Annotated in this window: 9 protein-coding genes; 2 read left to right on the top strand and 7 right to left on the bottom strand. The window is 73.3% G+C overall.

Annotation, left to right across the window (positions count from 1 at the left end; all coding sequences use genetic code 11):
* Positions 1-185: 185 nt before the first annotated feature.
* A complete protein-coding gene (locus ACFWXC_RS07505) occupies positions 186-3632 on the top strand; it encodes a tetratricopeptide repeat protein (RefSeq protein WP_384474549.1) in 3447 nt (1148 codons plus the stop codon).
* A 58-nt stretch (positions 3633-3690) separates the two neighbouring features.
* Positions 3691-7443, top strand: coding sequence for a tetratricopeptide repeat protein (locus ACFWXC_RS07500; RefSeq protein WP_384474546.1), 3753 nt, complete (start codon positions 3691-3693; stop codon positions 7441-7443).
* A gap of 38 nt (positions 7444-7481) precedes the next feature.
* Here ACFWXC_RS07500 and fxsT read toward each other — a convergent pair whose 3' ends face one another.
* The 7 genes from fxsT to ACFWXC_RS07465 all read right to left on the bottom strand — a co-directional run bounded on the left by fxsT (position 7482) and on the right by ACFWXC_RS07465 (position 16447).
* On the bottom strand, positions 7482-10952 hold the full coding sequence (fxsT, locus tag ACFWXC_RS07495) for an FxSxx-COOH system tetratricopeptide repeat protein (protein WP_384474543.1): 3471 nt from the start codon (positions 10950-10952) through the stop codon (positions 7482-7484).
* Entirely contained in the window at positions 10945-11178 is a 234-nt protein-coding gene (locus ACFWXC_RS07490) for a hypothetical protein (protein WP_384474540.1), read from the bottom strand. Before ACFWXC_RS07490 ends, fxsT begins: the two co-directional genes overlap by 8 nt.
* 75 nt (positions 11179-11253) lie before the next feature.
* Positions 11254-11712: a hypothetical protein gene (locus tag ACFWXC_RS07485; RefSeq protein ID WP_384474537.1), complete on the bottom strand. Its 459-nt coding sequence runs from the start codon at positions 11710-11712 to the stop codon at positions 11254-11256.
* A gap of 147 nt (positions 11713-11859) precedes the next feature.
* Positions 11860-13155: an alpha/beta hydrolase fold domain-containing protein gene (locus ACFWXC_RS07480; protein ID WP_384474534.1), complete on the bottom strand. Its 1296-nt coding sequence runs from the start codon at positions 13153-13155 to the stop codon at positions 11860-11862.
* A 129-nt stretch (positions 13156-13284) separates the two neighbouring features.
* Positions 13285-14211, bottom strand: coding sequence for a LuxR C-terminal-related transcriptional regulator (locus tag ACFWXC_RS07475; RefSeq protein ID WP_384474531.1), 927 nt, complete (start codon positions 14209-14211; stop codon positions 13285-13287).
* 136 nt (positions 14212-14347) lie between these two features.
* Positions 14348-15355, bottom strand: a complete 1008-nt coding sequence (locus ACFWXC_RS07470; protein ID WP_384474528.1) for a zinc-dependent alcohol dehydrogenase family protein — start codon at positions 15353-15355, stop codon at positions 14348-14350.
* A gap of 228 nt (positions 15356-15583) precedes the next feature.
* Positions 15584-16447 carry a dioxygenase gene (locus ACFWXC_RS07465; RefSeq protein ID WP_384474526.1) on the bottom strand — a complete coding sequence of 288 codons (864 nt, stop codon included), beginning with the start codon at positions 16445-16447 and terminating at the stop codon, positions 15584-15586.
* Positions 16448-16499: the final 52 nt, after the last annotated feature.

Genomic DNA, 16499 nt, shown 5'->3' with positions numbered 1-16499 from the left:
TCAACTTCACTCAATTGCCGCGCAGTTGACGCGAGCCGCCCCCGGAGACGTCCACAATAGGTGGGCGTTTCCGCACGAACCCCGGCGACGCTCCGCACCGTCCTGCCGGGTCGAGGAGTCGGTCTGTGAACCCAGCGCACCAGCGCCGAGCGCGTGCCGGTGACCCGGCGCACCCCCGTCTGTCCGTGCGGAGTACGGACGTCACGCTGTGGGCCGGCGAGAGGGTGGTCGCCCACGCGCCGGGAGGGGCCCCGGACTTCCCGCTGGTGGAAACGGCACGGGCCGTGGCCCGGCTCCATGAGCGGTCACGAGAGACCCTGGACCCCGAGCTGATCGGCGAGGCGATCCAGCTGACCCGCCGGATGGGGCAGCTGCTCGCCGAACGGGCCGGGCGACCCGTTCGCGAGGCCCTGGCGGAAGCGGCGCGGGACGCGGTCCGGCGCGGAGACACGCTGCCGCTCGCGCTGGACATCGAGCCGGGACCGCTCGCCGGCCTGCCCTGGGAGACGCTGCTCCTGCCCGGCGCATCGGCCCCCCTCGCCCTGCACCCCGTCATCCGTCCCTTTCGCACCGGCCCCGGCGACGGAGCCCCGGCCCGGACGGCCGCCCCGGGCACGGCGCGTCCGCTGCGGCTGGTGGCGCTGCTCGCCGGTCCCTCCTCCGCGCACACGCCCGAGGAGGGGCTGCTCGACCTGGAGGCCGAGACGGCCCGCCTGGCCGCCGCGGTGACCGGTTCCGCCACCCCGGTCGACCTGCGGCTGCTCAGTTCCGGCAGCTTGGACGCCCTCACCGCGGCCCTGGCGGAAGCGTCCGCGGACATCGTCCACATCGTCTGCCACGCCCGCCCGGGACGCCTCCGGCTGGAGACCGTCGACGGGGCTCCGGCCCCGGTCACGGCCGAAGACCTGCACCGCGCGCTGTCCGTGGCCGGTCCGCTGCCGTTGCTGGTCCTGGCGGGCTGCTCGACGGCCTCCGCGCGACGCCAGCCGCGTCAGGACGGCGGCGGCTCGGCCTTCCTGCCCGGAATGGCCGAGGAGCTGGCCGCCTCCGGCATGGCCGCGGTCGTCGCCATGTCCGCACCCGTCCGGGACGCCTACGCCGGCGAGCTGACGGCCGCCTTCTACACCGGCCTCGCCTCCGGGACCGGCCCGCTCCACGCCCTGCACCTCGCACGGGTCGCCCTTGAGGAGACCCGGCAGAAGGCAGCGGGTGACGCCGCCCTTCCCGAGTGGCACATCCCGGTCCTGTACACCGCCGCCCGGACGGCGCCCGTGTCCGACGTACGGACCGCGGAGACCGAGGACGTCGGGGAGGGACGGCACAGCCGCGGGCGCCCGGCGGCCGGCCCTGCCGTGCGGCCGCCGCTCGCCCTGCCCCTCGGCACGTTCGTGGGGCGCCGGCCCCAGTTACGGCTGGCCGCGCGCGCCCTGGCGAGCGACGGGACGGGGCTGGTCGTCCACGGCGTCGGCGGAGGCGGCAAGTCCGCCTTCGTCGGGGAGCTGTTGCGCTTCCACGCGGCCGACCGCCCCGTCGCGCTGGTGCGGGGCAGGACGGACGTCGAGGAGATCCTGCACGCGCTCACGGCCGTGCTGCCCGGCTCGGAGGACGAGACCGGCCCCCTCACCGACGCCCTGCGACCGTGGCCGGACCGGCTGCGCGAACTCGCCCGCGCGACCGCAGCCCGTGACACCCCCGCGCCCGTCCTGGTGCTGGACGAGTTCGAGGCCAACCTCGCCCACGGCACGGGCGAGGCCGGCGGTTTCACCGATCCGGAACTCGGCGCGTTCCTGGAAGCCTGGGCGGACCTCGGCCCGAGGACACCCGTACTCGTCACCTCCCGGCACCCGCTCCCGGCCGGACGGACGGACGCGGCACGGCTGCCGCACCTGGCCCTGCCTCCGCTGACGCCGGCCGAGACGGACCTGCTGCGTCTCAGGCTCCCGGGGACCCGGCGGCTGCCGCGGAGCGAATGGCACCGGTTCAAGGAAGCCGTGGGCGGCCATCCCCGCGCCTACGGCTATCTGGACGCCCTGCTCGGCCGGACCTCCGTCACCGACACCGACCTGGCCCACCGGCTGGGGCGGCTGACCGCCGGTGTCGACGCCACCCGGGCCCGGGTCGCGGGACGTACCCGCAGCGCCTTGCGGGAGGCGTTGCGGATCACCGCCGCCGACACCCTGCTCGACGAACTCGTCGCCACCCTCGACTCCGGTTCCAGGACCCTGCTCAAGTACGCGGCGGTACACCGCTCGCCCGTCCCGCAGCGGGCGTTCACGGATGCCGAAGACGTGTCGGACGCCCTCGACGAGCTGGTCTCCGCCGGTCTCCTGGCCCCGGACGGCGTCGGACGGGACGGCGAGACCCTGTGGTCGGTGCACCGCTGGACCGCGGCCGAGCTGGCCGCGCTGGACGCCCGGTCGGCACGCTCCGGCCACGAACGGGCCGCGGTTCACTGGGCGGACGTCCTCGACCGGCAGGCGCTGTCCCAGCGGGAACGCATCCACGCCGGGTTCGAGGCGGTCGGCCACCACGAGGCCTGCGACCGGCCCGCGGATGCCGCGCAGGTGGCGCAGCGCGTGTGCCGGCTGCTGCACGCGGTGGGCCACTGGACCGCCGAGGAACAGCTGTGCCGGCGGGTGCTGGACTGGGTCGAACCCGGCTCCGAGCAGGCGGCACAGGCCCATCGGCAGCTCGGTCTGGTCGCCCGCGACCGGGGGCTGATGGACGAGGCGCGGGAACACCTGGAGCGTGCGCTGACGGTGAGCGACACGGCCGGTGATCTCCTGGGGGTCGCCTTCGCCGAGCACCAGCTCGGCTCGGTGCTGCACGAACTCGGCGACTACGCCGACACCGAGCGGCGCTACCGCCGGGCCTTCGAGGTGTTCCAGGGGCTCGGCCGGGACCGGGACGCCGCCGCGTCCCGCTACCAACTGGCCATGCTGGACGAGTACCGGGGGAACCCGGCCCAGGCCCGGGCCGGGTACGAGGAGGCCCTGGCGGCCTTCGAACGGGCCGAGGACACCGGCGCCGTCGTCGCCTGCCTGCGCAGCCTGGCCTACGTCGCCCAGGACGCCCACGACGTGGCCACCGCGATGGCGTACTGCCGCACGGCGGCGGGCCTGTGCCGGGACATCGGCGACGAGATCCAGGAAATGGAGATCCGCAACCAGGTCGGCACGCTGCATGTGGTCGCCGGCGAACTCGACGAGGCCCACACCGAATTCGACGCGGCGCTGCGCATCGCCACCGCACGCGGCGCCACCGAGGAGATCGCCCGGTCCCACCAGCACCTGGGCATCTGCGCCGAGCGTCAGGGCTCCCTCGACATCGCGGAGGAACATGTGCGGGCCGCGCTGGACTTCAACACACAACTGCGCCGGGTGGTGGGCCAGGCGCAGTGTCTGACCCGGCTCGCCGCCCTCGACCGCAAGCGCGGCCGTCCGCTCGCGGGGCTGGCCAAGGCCCGGGAGGCGCTGGCCCTGTTCCGCCGCACCGACGAGACACGCGACCGGCCCGACACCTATCGGGTCATCGGCGACTGCTTCCAGGACCTGGGCCGCCCCGCAGCGGCCGGCCGCTACCACTCCCGCGGCCCTCAGGAACCCGCGGCAACGCCGCCCACAGCCGGATGAGCCGACGCGATCCGCCGCGCACGGTGTCGTGGACGGCCCCTGACACCCCGGGGGAACGATGACAGTGAGGTCCGAGTCCGGCCCGGGCTCCGCCGGGCGGCCGGTCTCCGTCCTGGTGACCGTGACCCGCACCGAGACGGCCGTGTCGGTCGACGGCACACCCGTCGTCACCCACGAACATCGCGGACTCACCCGCGCCGTGCAGGAGCGCCTGTGGCGGCTCACCCGCTCCCGGGCCGGGCGCCCGTCGCTGACCAGGTTCGATCCGGTCACGAGCAGAACCACCCCCGCGTCCACCGCGTCCCGGTACGCCGTGCACGCGTTGGGCATCGCGATCGGAGAGGCGTTCCTCGGCGGGCCGGCCGCCGAGGCCGTCGCCCGCGCGCTGGACGGGAGCGGTCCCGACCGGCCCGTGTGGATCGGATTCGCCGTGTCCGTACCGGAGTTCGCCGGGATTCCGTGGGAGACCGTACTGCTGCCCGGGGCTCCGGCCCCGCTCGCGCTGTCGCCGCGGGTCCGCTTCTACCGCGCGCCGGCCGGGCGGCAAGGGCCCGGCCACGAACCCGGCGGGGCCGACAGCCTGCGGATCCTGGCCGCCTTCGCGGACCCGCTCGACGAGCTGGAGGGGCCCGCTCTGGACCTGGAGGCGGACGCACGGCGGATCGTCGGCGCCGTCGAGGCAGGGGTGCGGCAGCGGCACATCGACGTCGCGATGATCGACGGACCCGACACGCTCGCCGAGATCCGCCGGGAGATCCGGCGCCGGCCCTGCGACATCCTGCACCTGTCCTGCCATGCGCGGGCGGACGCGCTGCTGCTGGAGGACGGCCGCGGCCGTACCCGCACGGTCACCGCGCGGGATCTGGTCGACGCCTTCCCGGCCGGCGGCGTGCCCCGGCTGGTGGTGCTGGCCGGCTGCTCCACGGGCGCCGGCCGCTCCTCGGACGGTTCGGCACGGACCGCGGCCGATCCCGGGGAACGGCTCACCGGACTCGCCGCCGAGCTGGTCGCGGCCGGCGTACGGTGCGTCCTGGCCATGAGCGCGGCGGTGAGCGACCGTTATGCCGCCGCCTTCTGCGCCGAGGTGTACGCCGTCCTCGGCCGGCTGCACACCCAGGACGGCGTCTGGGACGCACCGGCCGTCCTCGACGCCGTCGCCGAGGCCCGGCATCGGCTGGAGAGCGGGCGCAGGGAGGACCACGACAGCCTGGCCGACCTGTGCGAATGGCCGACTCCGGCCCTGTTCCTCGGCGCGCCGCCGCTCCCCGCGAAACCCCGGCCGGTGCTCCGGGACACCGTGGTCCGCACCGGACCGGCGACACCCCCGGACCCGTGGCGGGACATACGGCCGGTGGCCCGCCGTGCCGTCCTGCGTCATCTGATGCGGCTCTGGGACGACGGTGGTGCGGGACTCGTCGTGCACGGGCTCGCCGGGGTGGGCAAGTCGACGCTCGTCACCCAGTTCCTCCAGCGCCTCGGGACCCGTGCCGAGGACGTGGTGCGGATCGGCGGCGCGGCGGACGCGGCCGTCCTGGCCGGGGCACGCGGGCGGGTGGCCGAGGTCCGGCCGGGCGGGGCGCCGGTGATCGTGGTCGTCGACGACGTGGAGACCGAACCGGTACCCGGCGGACTTCACGCCCGGTGCGTCGACCCCCTGCTCGCCCGGCAGTTGGCCGACTGGGCCGACCGGCCGGACCGGTGCCGGCTGATCGTCATCAGCCGGCACCGGCTGCGGGTGCCGGCCCGAACCGGCCGTGCGACGGCGGCTTTTCACCTCGGCCCCCTGTCACCGGCCGAGTCGAGGCTCCTCATCGGCCGGCTGCCCGGCCTGAGCCGGTTCCCCGGCGAAGCCGTGCAGCGGATTCTCGCCGAGGTCGGCGGCCACCCGGCCGGCCTCGGCCTCCTGGACGCGCTGGTGCGCGGCGCCGCGCCGGTCCTCCCCGGGCTGGACGACCGGCTGTCCGACTGGCTGGCCGCCGAGGGCCGGTCCCTGGCGGCGGCCCGTTCCGGCGGACTCGGCGCCGCGCTCCGCTCGACGTGCCGGCTCCTGGCCCGCGCCGCCGGGGCGAACAGCCTGCTGGAAGAGCTCACGCCCGCCCAGCACACGGCCCTGGTCTCGCTCTCGGTCCACCGTCGCCCCGTACGTCCGGACGACCTCGCGGCCTTCCCGGGGACGGGCACCGCCCCGGTATCCGAGACGCTCGGGGTACTGGAGAGCCGGGGCCTGCTGTCGTCCACCGTCGCCGCGGACACCGAACCGTCCTACTTCGTGTGCCGCTGGCTGGCCACGCTGCTCACCGGGTCCGAACCGCCGGAGCGGCTGACCGCCGCCCACGAGCGGGCCGCACGCCACTGGCTGGACATCCAACGGCAGAAGGGCGACACCAGCAGGATCGTGCGCGATCTGACCGAGAGCAGGTACCACTTCCGGAAAGCGGGCATGACCGACGAAGCGTTCACGATGACCGCCGCGTTGGTCGACCGGCTGCGCCCCACCGGCGCCTTCGCCGAGGTGGAGCGCCTGGCGCGGGAGTCCCTGGCCTGGACACCGCTGACGGAACACGCCACCGCCGTACTGCACGACGCGCTGGCCTGCGCCGCACAGGACACCGGACGGTTCACCGAGGCCAGGGGCCATCGGGAGCGGGCACTCGAGCTGTTCACCCGAGCCGGCTCGGAGCAGTCAGCCGCGATCGCCGACCTCGAACTGGGCACGCTGGAGGAGGCGATGGGCGAGTACCCGGCCGCCAAGGAGCGCTACGAACGTGCGCTGGCGGCCTTCGCCGGGTTCGGTGACCTGGCGGAGGTGAAGCGCGCCCGGCACTACCTGGGCAACGTGGCGATCTCCACGGGAGACACGGACGCGGCCCGCGGGCACTACGAGGCGGTTCTCGACCTGGAGGCCTCCCAGCCCGACGAGGAGAGCCCGGCGGGTACGGCCGCCGCCCTGCACCAACTCGGTGTGGTGGAACACAGCCACGGCCGGCTGGACGAGGCCGACCGCCACTACCGGCGCGCGCTGGCCGCGCACGAGCAGCTCGGCGACCGGACGGCGACGGCCTCCGGCTACCTCCAACTCGCCCTGCTGAAGCGGGAGCAGGGCGACGTCGCGGAAGCGACGGCACTGTGCCGGCGCGGCATGCGCATCGGCGACGAGGTGGGCGACGTGTCCGGAACCGCCGCCGGTGAACACCTGCTGGGAATGATCGCCGCCGACGCCGGCGAACCCGGGCAGGCACGGGCCCACTACGAGCGGGCGCTGGCCTTCCTGTCCCTGGCTGGCGACCGCGCGGCCGTGGGCACCGTCTACCACCAACTGGGCGTACTGGCTCAGGGCACGGGCGACACCGACCGCGCCCGGGACCTGTATCTGCGGGCGCTCACCGTCGCCGCGGACTGCGGGGACCGGTACGGCGCGGGCCGTTCCCGCCACCAGCTCGGACTGCTGGCCGCCGCCGAGGACGACGCGGCCGGTGCGGTGTCCTGGCATCGGCAGGCCCTGGAGACTTTCGAGGCGGTCGAGGACCACGACGGTCAGGCGAGGGCCCTGTCGGCGCTCAGCGAACGGGAGCGGCTCGCGGGGAGCCCTGAATCCGCCTTCGGCCTGGCCCTGCGCGGTTTCCTCGCGGGCCTGGAGTGCGGACCGCAGACTCCGGTGGCGGCGACGGCGCTGTACGAACTCGCGGACGTGGCACGGGACTTGGGGGGCAAGCGGTTTCGGGAACTGCTCTCGGCGTCGGTCGAGTCCTCGGCTGCGGACGCGCTCGTCGAAGCCGTGCGCACCGCGCACGAACTCGAGGACCAGGGCTGAGACAACGCCCTGCGCGAGTGCGGCCGGCCCCGCCCGGTTCAGGCGGTACCGGCGACCAGCAGCGCCAGCCGGCTCCGGGTCGCCCGCTCCAGCTCGCGGGCCGCGTCGATGTCACCGGCGTACCGCAGTTCCGCGGCGTGGACGGACGCCGTGCGCAGGGTGTCGAGGTGCGACTCGCCCAGCAGGCGTAGCCGTCGCCGGTACGTGTCCTCGATCAGCCGGGCGGCCTCCTCCCCTTCGCCCGTCCGGCGCAGACTCACCGCCAGCCAGTGGGCGTAGCGCAGGGTGTCCGGATGGTCGTGCCCCAGGACGGTCAGGGCCCGGCCGCGGGCGTCCCGCAGCAGGACGACCGCCGCCGCGTGGTCCCCGTGGGCGCCGAGGGCCCGGGCGCAGCTGTAGGCGGACTGCAGCACATCGGGGTGGTGGGGGCCCAGGACCGCCCTGCGCCGCCGGTAGGTGTCCTCGTGCAGGCTCCTGCCTTCCGCGAGCGCACCGGTGTCCCTGAGTCCGGCGGCGTAACCGTGGGCCGCCCGAAGGGTTTCCGGGTGGTCGTTGCCGAGGATCCGCGCCAGTCCCGTGTAGGCGCCGCGGTGGGTGTCCCGGGCCTCGGCGGTCCGGCCCGCGCCCCGCAGGGCGAGGGCCAGGTTGTACAGCGAGAGCAGGGTGTCCCGGTGGTCCGCGCCGAGAAGCTCGGTACGGCGGTCCACCACGTCTCGCTGGAGCCGCAGGGCGTGGGCGCCCTCGTCGCCGTACAGCCCGCTGGTGTGGGCGGCGAGGGTGATCAGGTCCGCCGCGAGGTTGTGCTCGGCGGTGAGGGTCTCGGCGTCCCGGGCTCCCGACCGGCGGGTGCGATGCTCCAGGACACGCCGGTCCAGCTCCACCGCCGCCCGGTGGTCGCCGAGTTGTACCTGGGCGCGGGCCAGGTGCTCCGTGGCGGAGACCGTGATGTCCGCGTCGTCCCCGTACTCGGCGCGCCAGTGTTCGGTCGCGGCCAGCACGAGTTCCCGGGCGGTCCGGGCGTCGCCGCTGACGGTCAGGAAGTGGACCATCCGCAGGAACATCCGGTGGCACGCGGGTTCCGTGGCGGTGGGGAGGTCGAGTTCGAGGACGTGCGGCAGGAGCACTCCGTACGTGTGCCAGGTGCCGGGGTCCCGGGGATCGCCGGGATCGGTCGCCGACAGGATCTTCCGCGCCCACGAACGGTCCATGTCCACCTCGGGCGCCCATTCCTCACGGACGAGCCTGCGGAACAGCTGGTGCATGTGGAGGTCACCGCGTTCGACCTGCACCAGGCCGACCTGGGACGCGGCTTTCACCAGGTCGGACAGTCGCCCGGGCGACTGCGCGACCGCGGCGCGCAGTACGGGGGGCAGCGCGGCGGTCTCGTCGAGGAGCGCGAAGGGCAGCGGAGCGGTCGCGAAACAGGCCGTCAGCCGGACGAGATGAGCCGAACAGGGTTCCCGTTCCTCGAGCCGGTCGACGGCGATCCGCACGACGGCGGCCAGGGAGGCGGGGTAGACGTCCTCGTCGAGCCCGCGGGCCAGCGTGTCCGTGGCGTGTTTCTCGATGAGCGCGATGTAGCGGTCCGCGCCCATCGGTGACCCCTCCAGCTGCTGCGCGGCCTGGTCCACGGCGAGCGGCAGGTCGCCCAGCGCGTCGGCGACACGGTCGGCGTCGTCCGCGGAGAGTTGCCGGGCCCTGCGGGTGAGCAGAAGGGTGGACTGGGTGCGGTCGAAGTCACCGAGCGGGTGCTGGGGCCCGAGCTGGGACCAGAGCGGGTTGCGGGACGTGATCAGTACGGTGAAGCGCGATCCGGGGTGCGGGAGGTGGCGACGGACCGCCGAGGGCTGGTCGGCGTCGTCGAAGACGACGAGCCAGCTGCCCATGCGGCCCAGGGCGGCCACGACGGCGTCGGGTCCGGAGGCGGCTTCGGCCTCGACGCCGCAGAGCCGTGCCAGGTCGGAGAAGACCTGGGACAGCAGTTCCTCGCGCTGGGCCGGCAGCCAGGCGACGAAGTCGTACGCGCCGCCGTGCCGGTCCAGGTATGCGAGGGCCAGCTGCGACTTGCCGGTGCCGGGCGGTCCGGTGATGATCACCGGCTGTTCCCCCTGGGCGAGGAGTCGGCCGACCTCGCTCAGGTCCCGCTCGCGGGGCACGTGGTACCCGAGCGGGGCGGTGGGCCGTTCGGTCCGCCAGAACACCGCAGGGGGGCCGGGCTTCACATCGATGTGCCGGGTCTCCCGGGAGGCGGTGGACCCGGCCGGCCACTCGGTGGCTCGCTCGTCGTGGCGTCCGAGGTACGCCGCGGCGGCGCGTGCGGCCAGTTCGAAGAACCACAGTCTGTCCTCGGGGCGGAGCCGGTCGCGCCCGGTGAAGACCAGGGCGCAGGCGAGGTGGGCCAGCAGCCGGTGGCTCTTCCATTCCGCGTACAGCCCGCGGCCGTTGTTCTCGACCCAGCGCTTCTCCGCCTCGTGGATCGACCGGATCACTTCGCGCAGGCCGACGCGGACCTGCTCCCCCGGATACCCGTCGGGGTCGATGAGATACCGGGCGAGGTCGGTGCGGACCTCGGGGGCCCGCTCCTTGGCCAGCTGCGAGGCCACGATGGAGAGAACGAAGTGGGCGGGGTCGCACACCAGGGGCGCGTCTTCGCCGAACCTCGACAGATCGATGAACCGGTGGGCGTCCGCGGCCCGTTCGGACCGCCGGCGGCAGACCACGTTGCCCGGGTGCAGATCGCCGTGTCCCAGGCCCGCCAGCAGCGACAGGGTTTCGTCGCCGGCCATCCGGGGGCCGGTCACCAGGGCGAAGGGATTGGGGAAGGCCCGGGTCTCACTCGGCAGTGAGAGGAACCGGCGCGGATTCTCCAGCAGGCCGGGGTCGTGACGCGCCCAGGTGTGAAGCGTTCCGCCCTCCTGGATACGGGGACCGAGCAGTCCCGTGAGGACGTCCGAGACGGTTCCCTGGTGAAAGCGCAGGGTCCCTGGCGTGTTCCACTCGTTCAGGACGGACTCGACGACCTGCCCGCAGAGCGCGGCGATCGCGGGGCCGCCCAAGGTCTCGGACTCCATCAGCGCGGACAGCGACCGGTAGTCCGTCAGGCTGCCGCCGGCGATCTCCTGGAACATGATCCAGCCGTTGTCGGCGAGAGGCTGGGGCGGATAGTCGGGCAACTGGCGTGCGAGGCGCCGCTCGACGAAGTAGGGCGTCGACAACTCCTCGGCACGTGCGTGCCGTTGGGGTTCGCGGACCGATTGGGCGCGGCGGGGTGGCAGCACCTTGACGACGAGCTTGCGGGCGTCGGTGTCCCGCCCTTCGTGACGGCGTTGGGCGTAGACCGCGAAGACCTGGGCGCCGGAGTTCCCGGCGTCCTCCCAGCCCGCGTAGGACAGCACGGTCCCGGTCTTGACCAGCCACGCCTCCAGTGTGCGGCGGGCATCGGGGTCCCGTACCCGCCGCAGCACATCGCTCCGTGCCGCTTCGGGCGGTGCACCGGATGCCTCAGTCACTGCCGGGCGGTGGCGTCACGGGATCGGTCTCCGGGTCCTCCCGCATGGCACTTCCGGCGTCGTCGCCGGGCAGGCGGCTGTAGACGGTCCACCGGGTTCCGTCGAACAGCTCCACCTCGCCCTCGTCGCCGAACCTGACATCGCCGGTCTCCGGTTCGGGCTCGTCCTCGTGCTCCGCACCGCCGCCCATCCGCAGCCCTTCCGTGCCGTGACCCTTCACCCGCACAACGGGGTTGTTCCAGGCTATCGGCGCGGTTGCTTCGGCGCGGCGGAAGGGAGGCGATTCACCCGCCCGCATGGTTCAGGAGACCTGGGGGGAGGCCGCGTCGATGAACTCCTCCACCGCGATCCGGGTCATGGAGCCGATGTTTCTGAGCTCTTCGAGGTCACTCGCCTCGTCGATGCGCGTGGCGAGGGTCATCGCCGTCTGGCCGAGTTCCACCAGTTCGCGTTCGCCCGCCACCAGGCGGACACGGTAGAGCGCGTACCAGGCCTGCGCCCTGCGCTGCTGGGACTCGTACCGGGCCTCTTCGTAGGAGGGGCTGTCGTATTCGGTCTGCCGAAGGCGCCAGCGCTGGTACTGGGACGACCTGAACTCCATCACCATGCGGGCGAACTCGGCGTAGGCGGTGATCCTTTCCTGCCGGAGCCGCTCGGCCACGGCGGTCCTCTCGCTCCGGTCGGCACGCCTGTTCTGCTGCCTGTTCGTCACGACGACACCGAGCAATGTGCCCGCCACCGCTACCAGCGCTGCCAGCATGCTCTCCACAACCAGCAAGTGAACCAACGACGGTCACCTTGATCAAGACCGCGACCGACACCACCGGACGCCGTCCGGGCGGGACTCCTCGGACTGCGGTGCCGGGCGCGGTCGCTGCGATCCGTGGCCCGGGAGAGCAGGAGTTCGTCAGCCTCCGATGTACTCCTGGAGCCACGGCAGCGTCAGTGCCCGTGTGGCCTTGGTGCCGATGCCGGCGGAGACACTGTCGTAGGCGTGGTCCAGGAAGGGGAGTTCGACGTACCGGTGGGTGATGCCTGCCGTCGTCAGCTTGTCGGCGAAGGCCTTGGTGTGGTCGGCGAAGACGAGGTGGTCGCGGGAGCCCTGGAGGATCAGGGTCGGCGGGGCGTCCTTGCTGATCTGGTTCGCGGAGTCGACGGCCTTGTAGCGCTCCGGGTACCGGGCGGGGTCGCCGCCGACGTACCAGTCGCCGGACTCCGCGCCGTACGCGCTCTCCCCCACGGAGGTCGAGAGGTCGACCACGGGGTAGGCGGCGATCGCGGCCTTGACCTGGGGCAGTTGGCCGGCGGCTCCGCAACTGGGCTCGAGCGTGCCCGCGTTGGCCTTGTAGGCGACGTTGACGGCCAGGTTGCCGCCCGCGGACCCGCCGAAGGTGGCGACCCGGTCCATGTCCCAGCCGTACTCGGCGGCGTGCGCGGTGGCCCAGGTCAGGGCGCAGCCGACGTCGGCGTCCGCGGTGTTCCAGGTGTGCTGGGTGGCGGTGGCCAGCCGGTAGTCGACGTCGAGGACGGCGTAGCCGTGGTCGGCCAGCCAGCTCGTGTAGACGGTGGGGCCGCGGCTGCCGCTGATGAAGCCGCCGCCGTGGATGCTGACGACCAGCGGGACCGCCGTCGCCGATGCGGCCTCGGGCAGGTACAGATCCGCCTTCATCCGCTCGCCGCCGAGGGTGGCGTAGGTGACGGTCTTGTCGGGGCCCCGGCCGACCGCACTGGCGGGGGTGGCCGGCGAGAACAGGAACCACTGGCCGGTGGCGCCGTGCACCGAGACGACCTGCACGGTGGTGGTGGCCAGGGCCAGCAGCAGCGCTGTTGCGCTGATCGCGGAGAGGGCGAGGGGCAGTCGTCGCCGGCCGCGGCGGCGCAGTGAGAACACGCCTGCGGCCAGGGCCAGGGCCGCCGGCAGGAGGCTCCAGGAGCCGAGCACGTCCCTGGCTATGCCGACGACGAGCAGCGGGATCTCGATCGGCAGGACGTGCAGGAACGGTGACCACCAGCTGACCGGCAGCACCGCCAGGAGCTGACCGAGCAGGAGGAACAGGACCAGGACCAGGACCGCCACCAGGAGCGCGCCGCGAGCGATGCGGCCGACGAGGGCGCCACGCGACCGCGTGCGGTCCGTCGTGCCTCGTCCTGGTGCTGGGGGTGCGGTGCCGGTGGTTGCGGAGCCTTCGAGGTCGTTGCGCATGGTGGATCGCGTCTCTCGTGGTGCTGGTCAGGACAGGGCCGACAGCGGATGAGTGGGGGTGCTGATCAGCATGAGAGTCGACCGGTACGACGGCAACGCGTCGCGTGCGTGCACCCCCCGAACGGGGGGTCAGCGCAGAAGTTCCTGGCCGAGGGCGACGGCCACCAGAGCCGCACGGTTGGGGACGCCGAGCTTGCGCATGCTGGAGGTGAGGCTCGACTTCACGGTCTCGGCGCCGATACCGAGCTTCGCGGCGATCTCCCGGTTCGTCGCGCCGAGCGCGACCTCGGCGAGGATCTCCCGTTCGCGGACGGTCAGGCCCGCGCGGGCCGCCCGTCGACCGCCCGGCACCGCGGCCACGGACGGACCGGCCGGCACGCCGTCCATGGCCTCGTCGATCAAGCGCCGGACGAGGGAGTCGAGTTGCTGCCGCTGGGGTCCGTCCGGAATCGAGGACGCGATGTGTGCGAGTTCCGAGCAGATGCCGACGAGCCGACGACGCTCGGCCGCGCTCGTCATCGGCTCCCCGGCCGCACGGCCGCCCTCTGTGACCGTCCCTCCGGCCGCCGCCCGCAGGCTTTCCAGGCGGCGGCTCAGGGCCAGGTCCTCGGCCAGGTCCCGCTCCAGGGCACGTACGACCGCCATGACATCGCCGATGACCCGGTCGCCGAAGACGCACTCATGGCGCAGAGCGCCCCAGAGCACGCCCCGAGGGCCCCGGGGCACCCGGATCGGGACGGCGAAGGAGGCGCGGATCCGTTCCCGGCGTACGGCGGCGTCGTAGTCGTGGGTGATTCCGCTCGCGCTGCAGTAGTCCTGGACCTGTACCGGTCTCGACAGGAGCGTCGCCTTGCCGCCCAGCCCCGCGCCGACGGAGATACGCAGGTCGCGCAGGCCCTCGGTGGTCACACCCACGAGCCGGTCGATGACGAAGTGGTCGGCGTCGGCGGCCATGAGCGCACCCACGGCGAGATCGACGCCCGCCACACGGCGCACGTCGTGGAGCAGCAGGGTGAACGCTGACGACTGCGCTGCCGTGACGGCGGGATCGGTCACGTACCACGCCTCCGGGACGGAGTCGCACGCATGCTGCGCGACTGGTTCGGCGACCGCCCGTCCGAGGGGGCCGACGAGCATGCCCGCCCGGTGGCGGACAGCTGCGTTCGGGCGCCCTTCTGACGGACGGTCCGGTTCACGCCGTCGCGTCGTCGTGGGTGACGGTGACGACGATCTTGCCGACATGGGCGTTGGCTGCCATGTAGCGGTGGGCCTCGGCAATGTCCGCGAGGTCGAAGGTACCGTCGACGACGGGGGTGAAGGACCCCGAGGCGAGGCCGGCGTTGACGAAGGCCACCGCGCGGCGCAGGCGCTCGGGGTCGCCGGTGATCTCGAAGAGCGTGTACGTGCTGCTGTTCAGCGCCGGGTAGGACTGCGCGTTGGGCAGCGGGGTGGGGCGCTGGTCGAGGGCGCCGTAGACCACCAGGAATCCGCCTGGGGCGATGCCCCGGGCGATGGTCTCGACGCCGGGGCCGGCGATCGGGTCGAAGGCCAGGCGGACGCCCTCGCCGTCGGTGATCTCCTTGATCCGGGCGGGCAGGTCCTCGTCGTCGGTGACGATCACGTGGGCCGCACCGGCGTCCAGGAGACGCTGCTTCTTGCTCGCGCCACGCGTGGTGGCGATGGGGATCGCGCCGACGTGGCGGGCGACCTGGATGGCGGCCAGGCCGACGCTGCTGGAGGCCGCCGTGATCAGGACGTGGTCCCCGGGACGCACCCGGCCGCTCTCGGCAAGAGGGCCGTAGGCGGTGATGTAGGCCATCCAGACGGCCGCCGCCCGGACGGGCTCGACGTCCGCGGCGCGAGGCACCACGGCCGAGGCCGGAACGACGACGTGGTCGCCGTAGGTGCCGTACTCGCTCTGCAGAAACGCCGGCACCACCGCGACCGGGTCGCCCTCGGCGAAACCGTCCACGCCCTCGCCGACCGCCTCGACCACGCCCGCGGCCTCGTAGCCGAGTGTGGAGGGGAAGCGCGGCTGGTCGAAGTAACTGCCCTCGCGGAACATGATCTCGGCCCGGTTCAGGCCGATCGCGTCGACGCGGATCCGGACTTCCCCCGCGCCGGGGGCGCCCACTTCGACGTCGCGGAGGGTCAGGACCTCGGGGCCGCCGAGCCGGTCGAACTGTACGAGTCTTGCCATGGCGCATCCGTCCTAGGGGCGGGAATGGGGGAAGTGCACCGAACCTGCCCGGTGCCGACGTTCACCCTGCCCCAAAGTTCGATGGTCGTCAAATCTTGATGAGTATCGAAATAAGCGTTCACCAGCGCATCTGCGCGAGCGGCGCCGCACCAGCGCCTCCAGGACCCTGGCCCGGACGGCCCCGGACCGGCGGTGGTCCAGGGCCGTCGTCGGTCGGACTGCGATCGCCTACGAAGCCGGCGTTGCCGGTGTCGCGCTCGGGTCGACTCCTACGACCAGGCTGCCGCGGACCCCGTCCTCGATCGCCCCCGCGCGGTACGACAGATCGAGCAGGCCGTCCACGGCGCCGCCTCCGCCGTAGAAGCGGTCCTCGTCGAGAGTCGTGCGCGTGAGCGTGTTGGTGTTGTACGGGGCGACGTCGGCGCTGGCGAGTACCGCGTCTTCGGTGAAGTACAGCTGGCCGGTGTGGCAGACCTCGCCGCTCTCGTAGCCGTCCGGCGTCAGCTCGCCGCCGACGTGCACCTTGACGTGGACGTGGACGGTGCGGCCGATGTACCAACCCGGGAAGAGGGTGCGGAACTCGACCTTGCCACGACCATTGGTGATCTGTGAGCCCCGCAGGTACGTGAGGTCGTCGGTGGGAGGTACGTGGGTGCCGCCGGCCGGCGGTGGCGTGTCGTTGCCGATCTCGGTGTAGCCGGAGTAGACGCCCGTCGCGTCGCAGCTCCAGATGTCGATGGCGGCACCTCGCAGCGGCTTGCAGGTGACCACGTCGATGAACGTGAGCCGGAGGGTGAAGGGGATGCCGGTGCGGTCTTCCGTCAGGTCGCGCCGGAACAGGTCGTAGTCGAGGAAGTACGGGCCCTCGATGGCCTCGGGAGCGAGCGGGTAGCAGGCCGGCGCGGTGGTCTCGGCCGCCGCCGCCGACGCCGCCGCCGATGCCGCCGCCGAAGCCGAGGGCGCGGTGGCGGCTGCCGCGAGGCCGGCCACCGCGAGGCCCGCGCCGCCTGCCAGCAGCACCCTGCGCCTCGACGGACCGTGCGGGTGGGGGGTGGAGTCGGAGGACTGGGGGTGGGGTGTGTCCTGGGTCATGCGGCGGGACTGTAGTTGTCAACGGGGTCAACGGGGCCTGCTCTCAAGCTGT

Source organism: Streptomyces sp. NPDC058683, assembly GCF_042716195.1.
GTDB lineage: Bacteria > Actinomycetota > Actinomycetes > Streptomycetales > Streptomycetaceae > Streptomyces.
The sequence above is the reverse complement of the archived record's forward strand: the minus strand, read 5'-3'. Positions and strand labels throughout refer to the sequence as shown.

Excerpts from the sequence above, each read along its gene's own strand:
- ACFWXC_RS07500 (WP_384474546.1), top strand. The coding sequence starts at position 3,691 with ATGACAGTGAGGTCCGAGTCCGGCCCGGGCTCCGCCGGGCGGCCGGTC.
- ACFWXC_RS07485 (WP_384474537.1), bottom strand. The coding sequence starts at position 11,712 with ATGCTGGCAGCGCTGGTAGCGGTGGCGGGCACATTGCTCGGTGTCGTC.
- ACFWXC_RS07480 (WP_384474534.1), bottom strand. The coding sequence starts at position 13,155 with ATGCGCAACGACCTCGAAGGCTCCGCAACCACCGGCACCGCACCCCCA.
- ACFWXC_RS07470 (WP_384474528.1), bottom strand. The coding sequence starts at position 15,355 with ATGGCAAGACTCGTACAGTTCGACCGGCTCGGCGGCCCCGAGGTCCTG.
- ACFWXC_RS07465 (WP_384474526.1), bottom strand. The coding sequence starts at position 16,447 with ATGACCCAGGACACACCCCACCCCCAGTCCTCCGACTCCACCCCCCAC.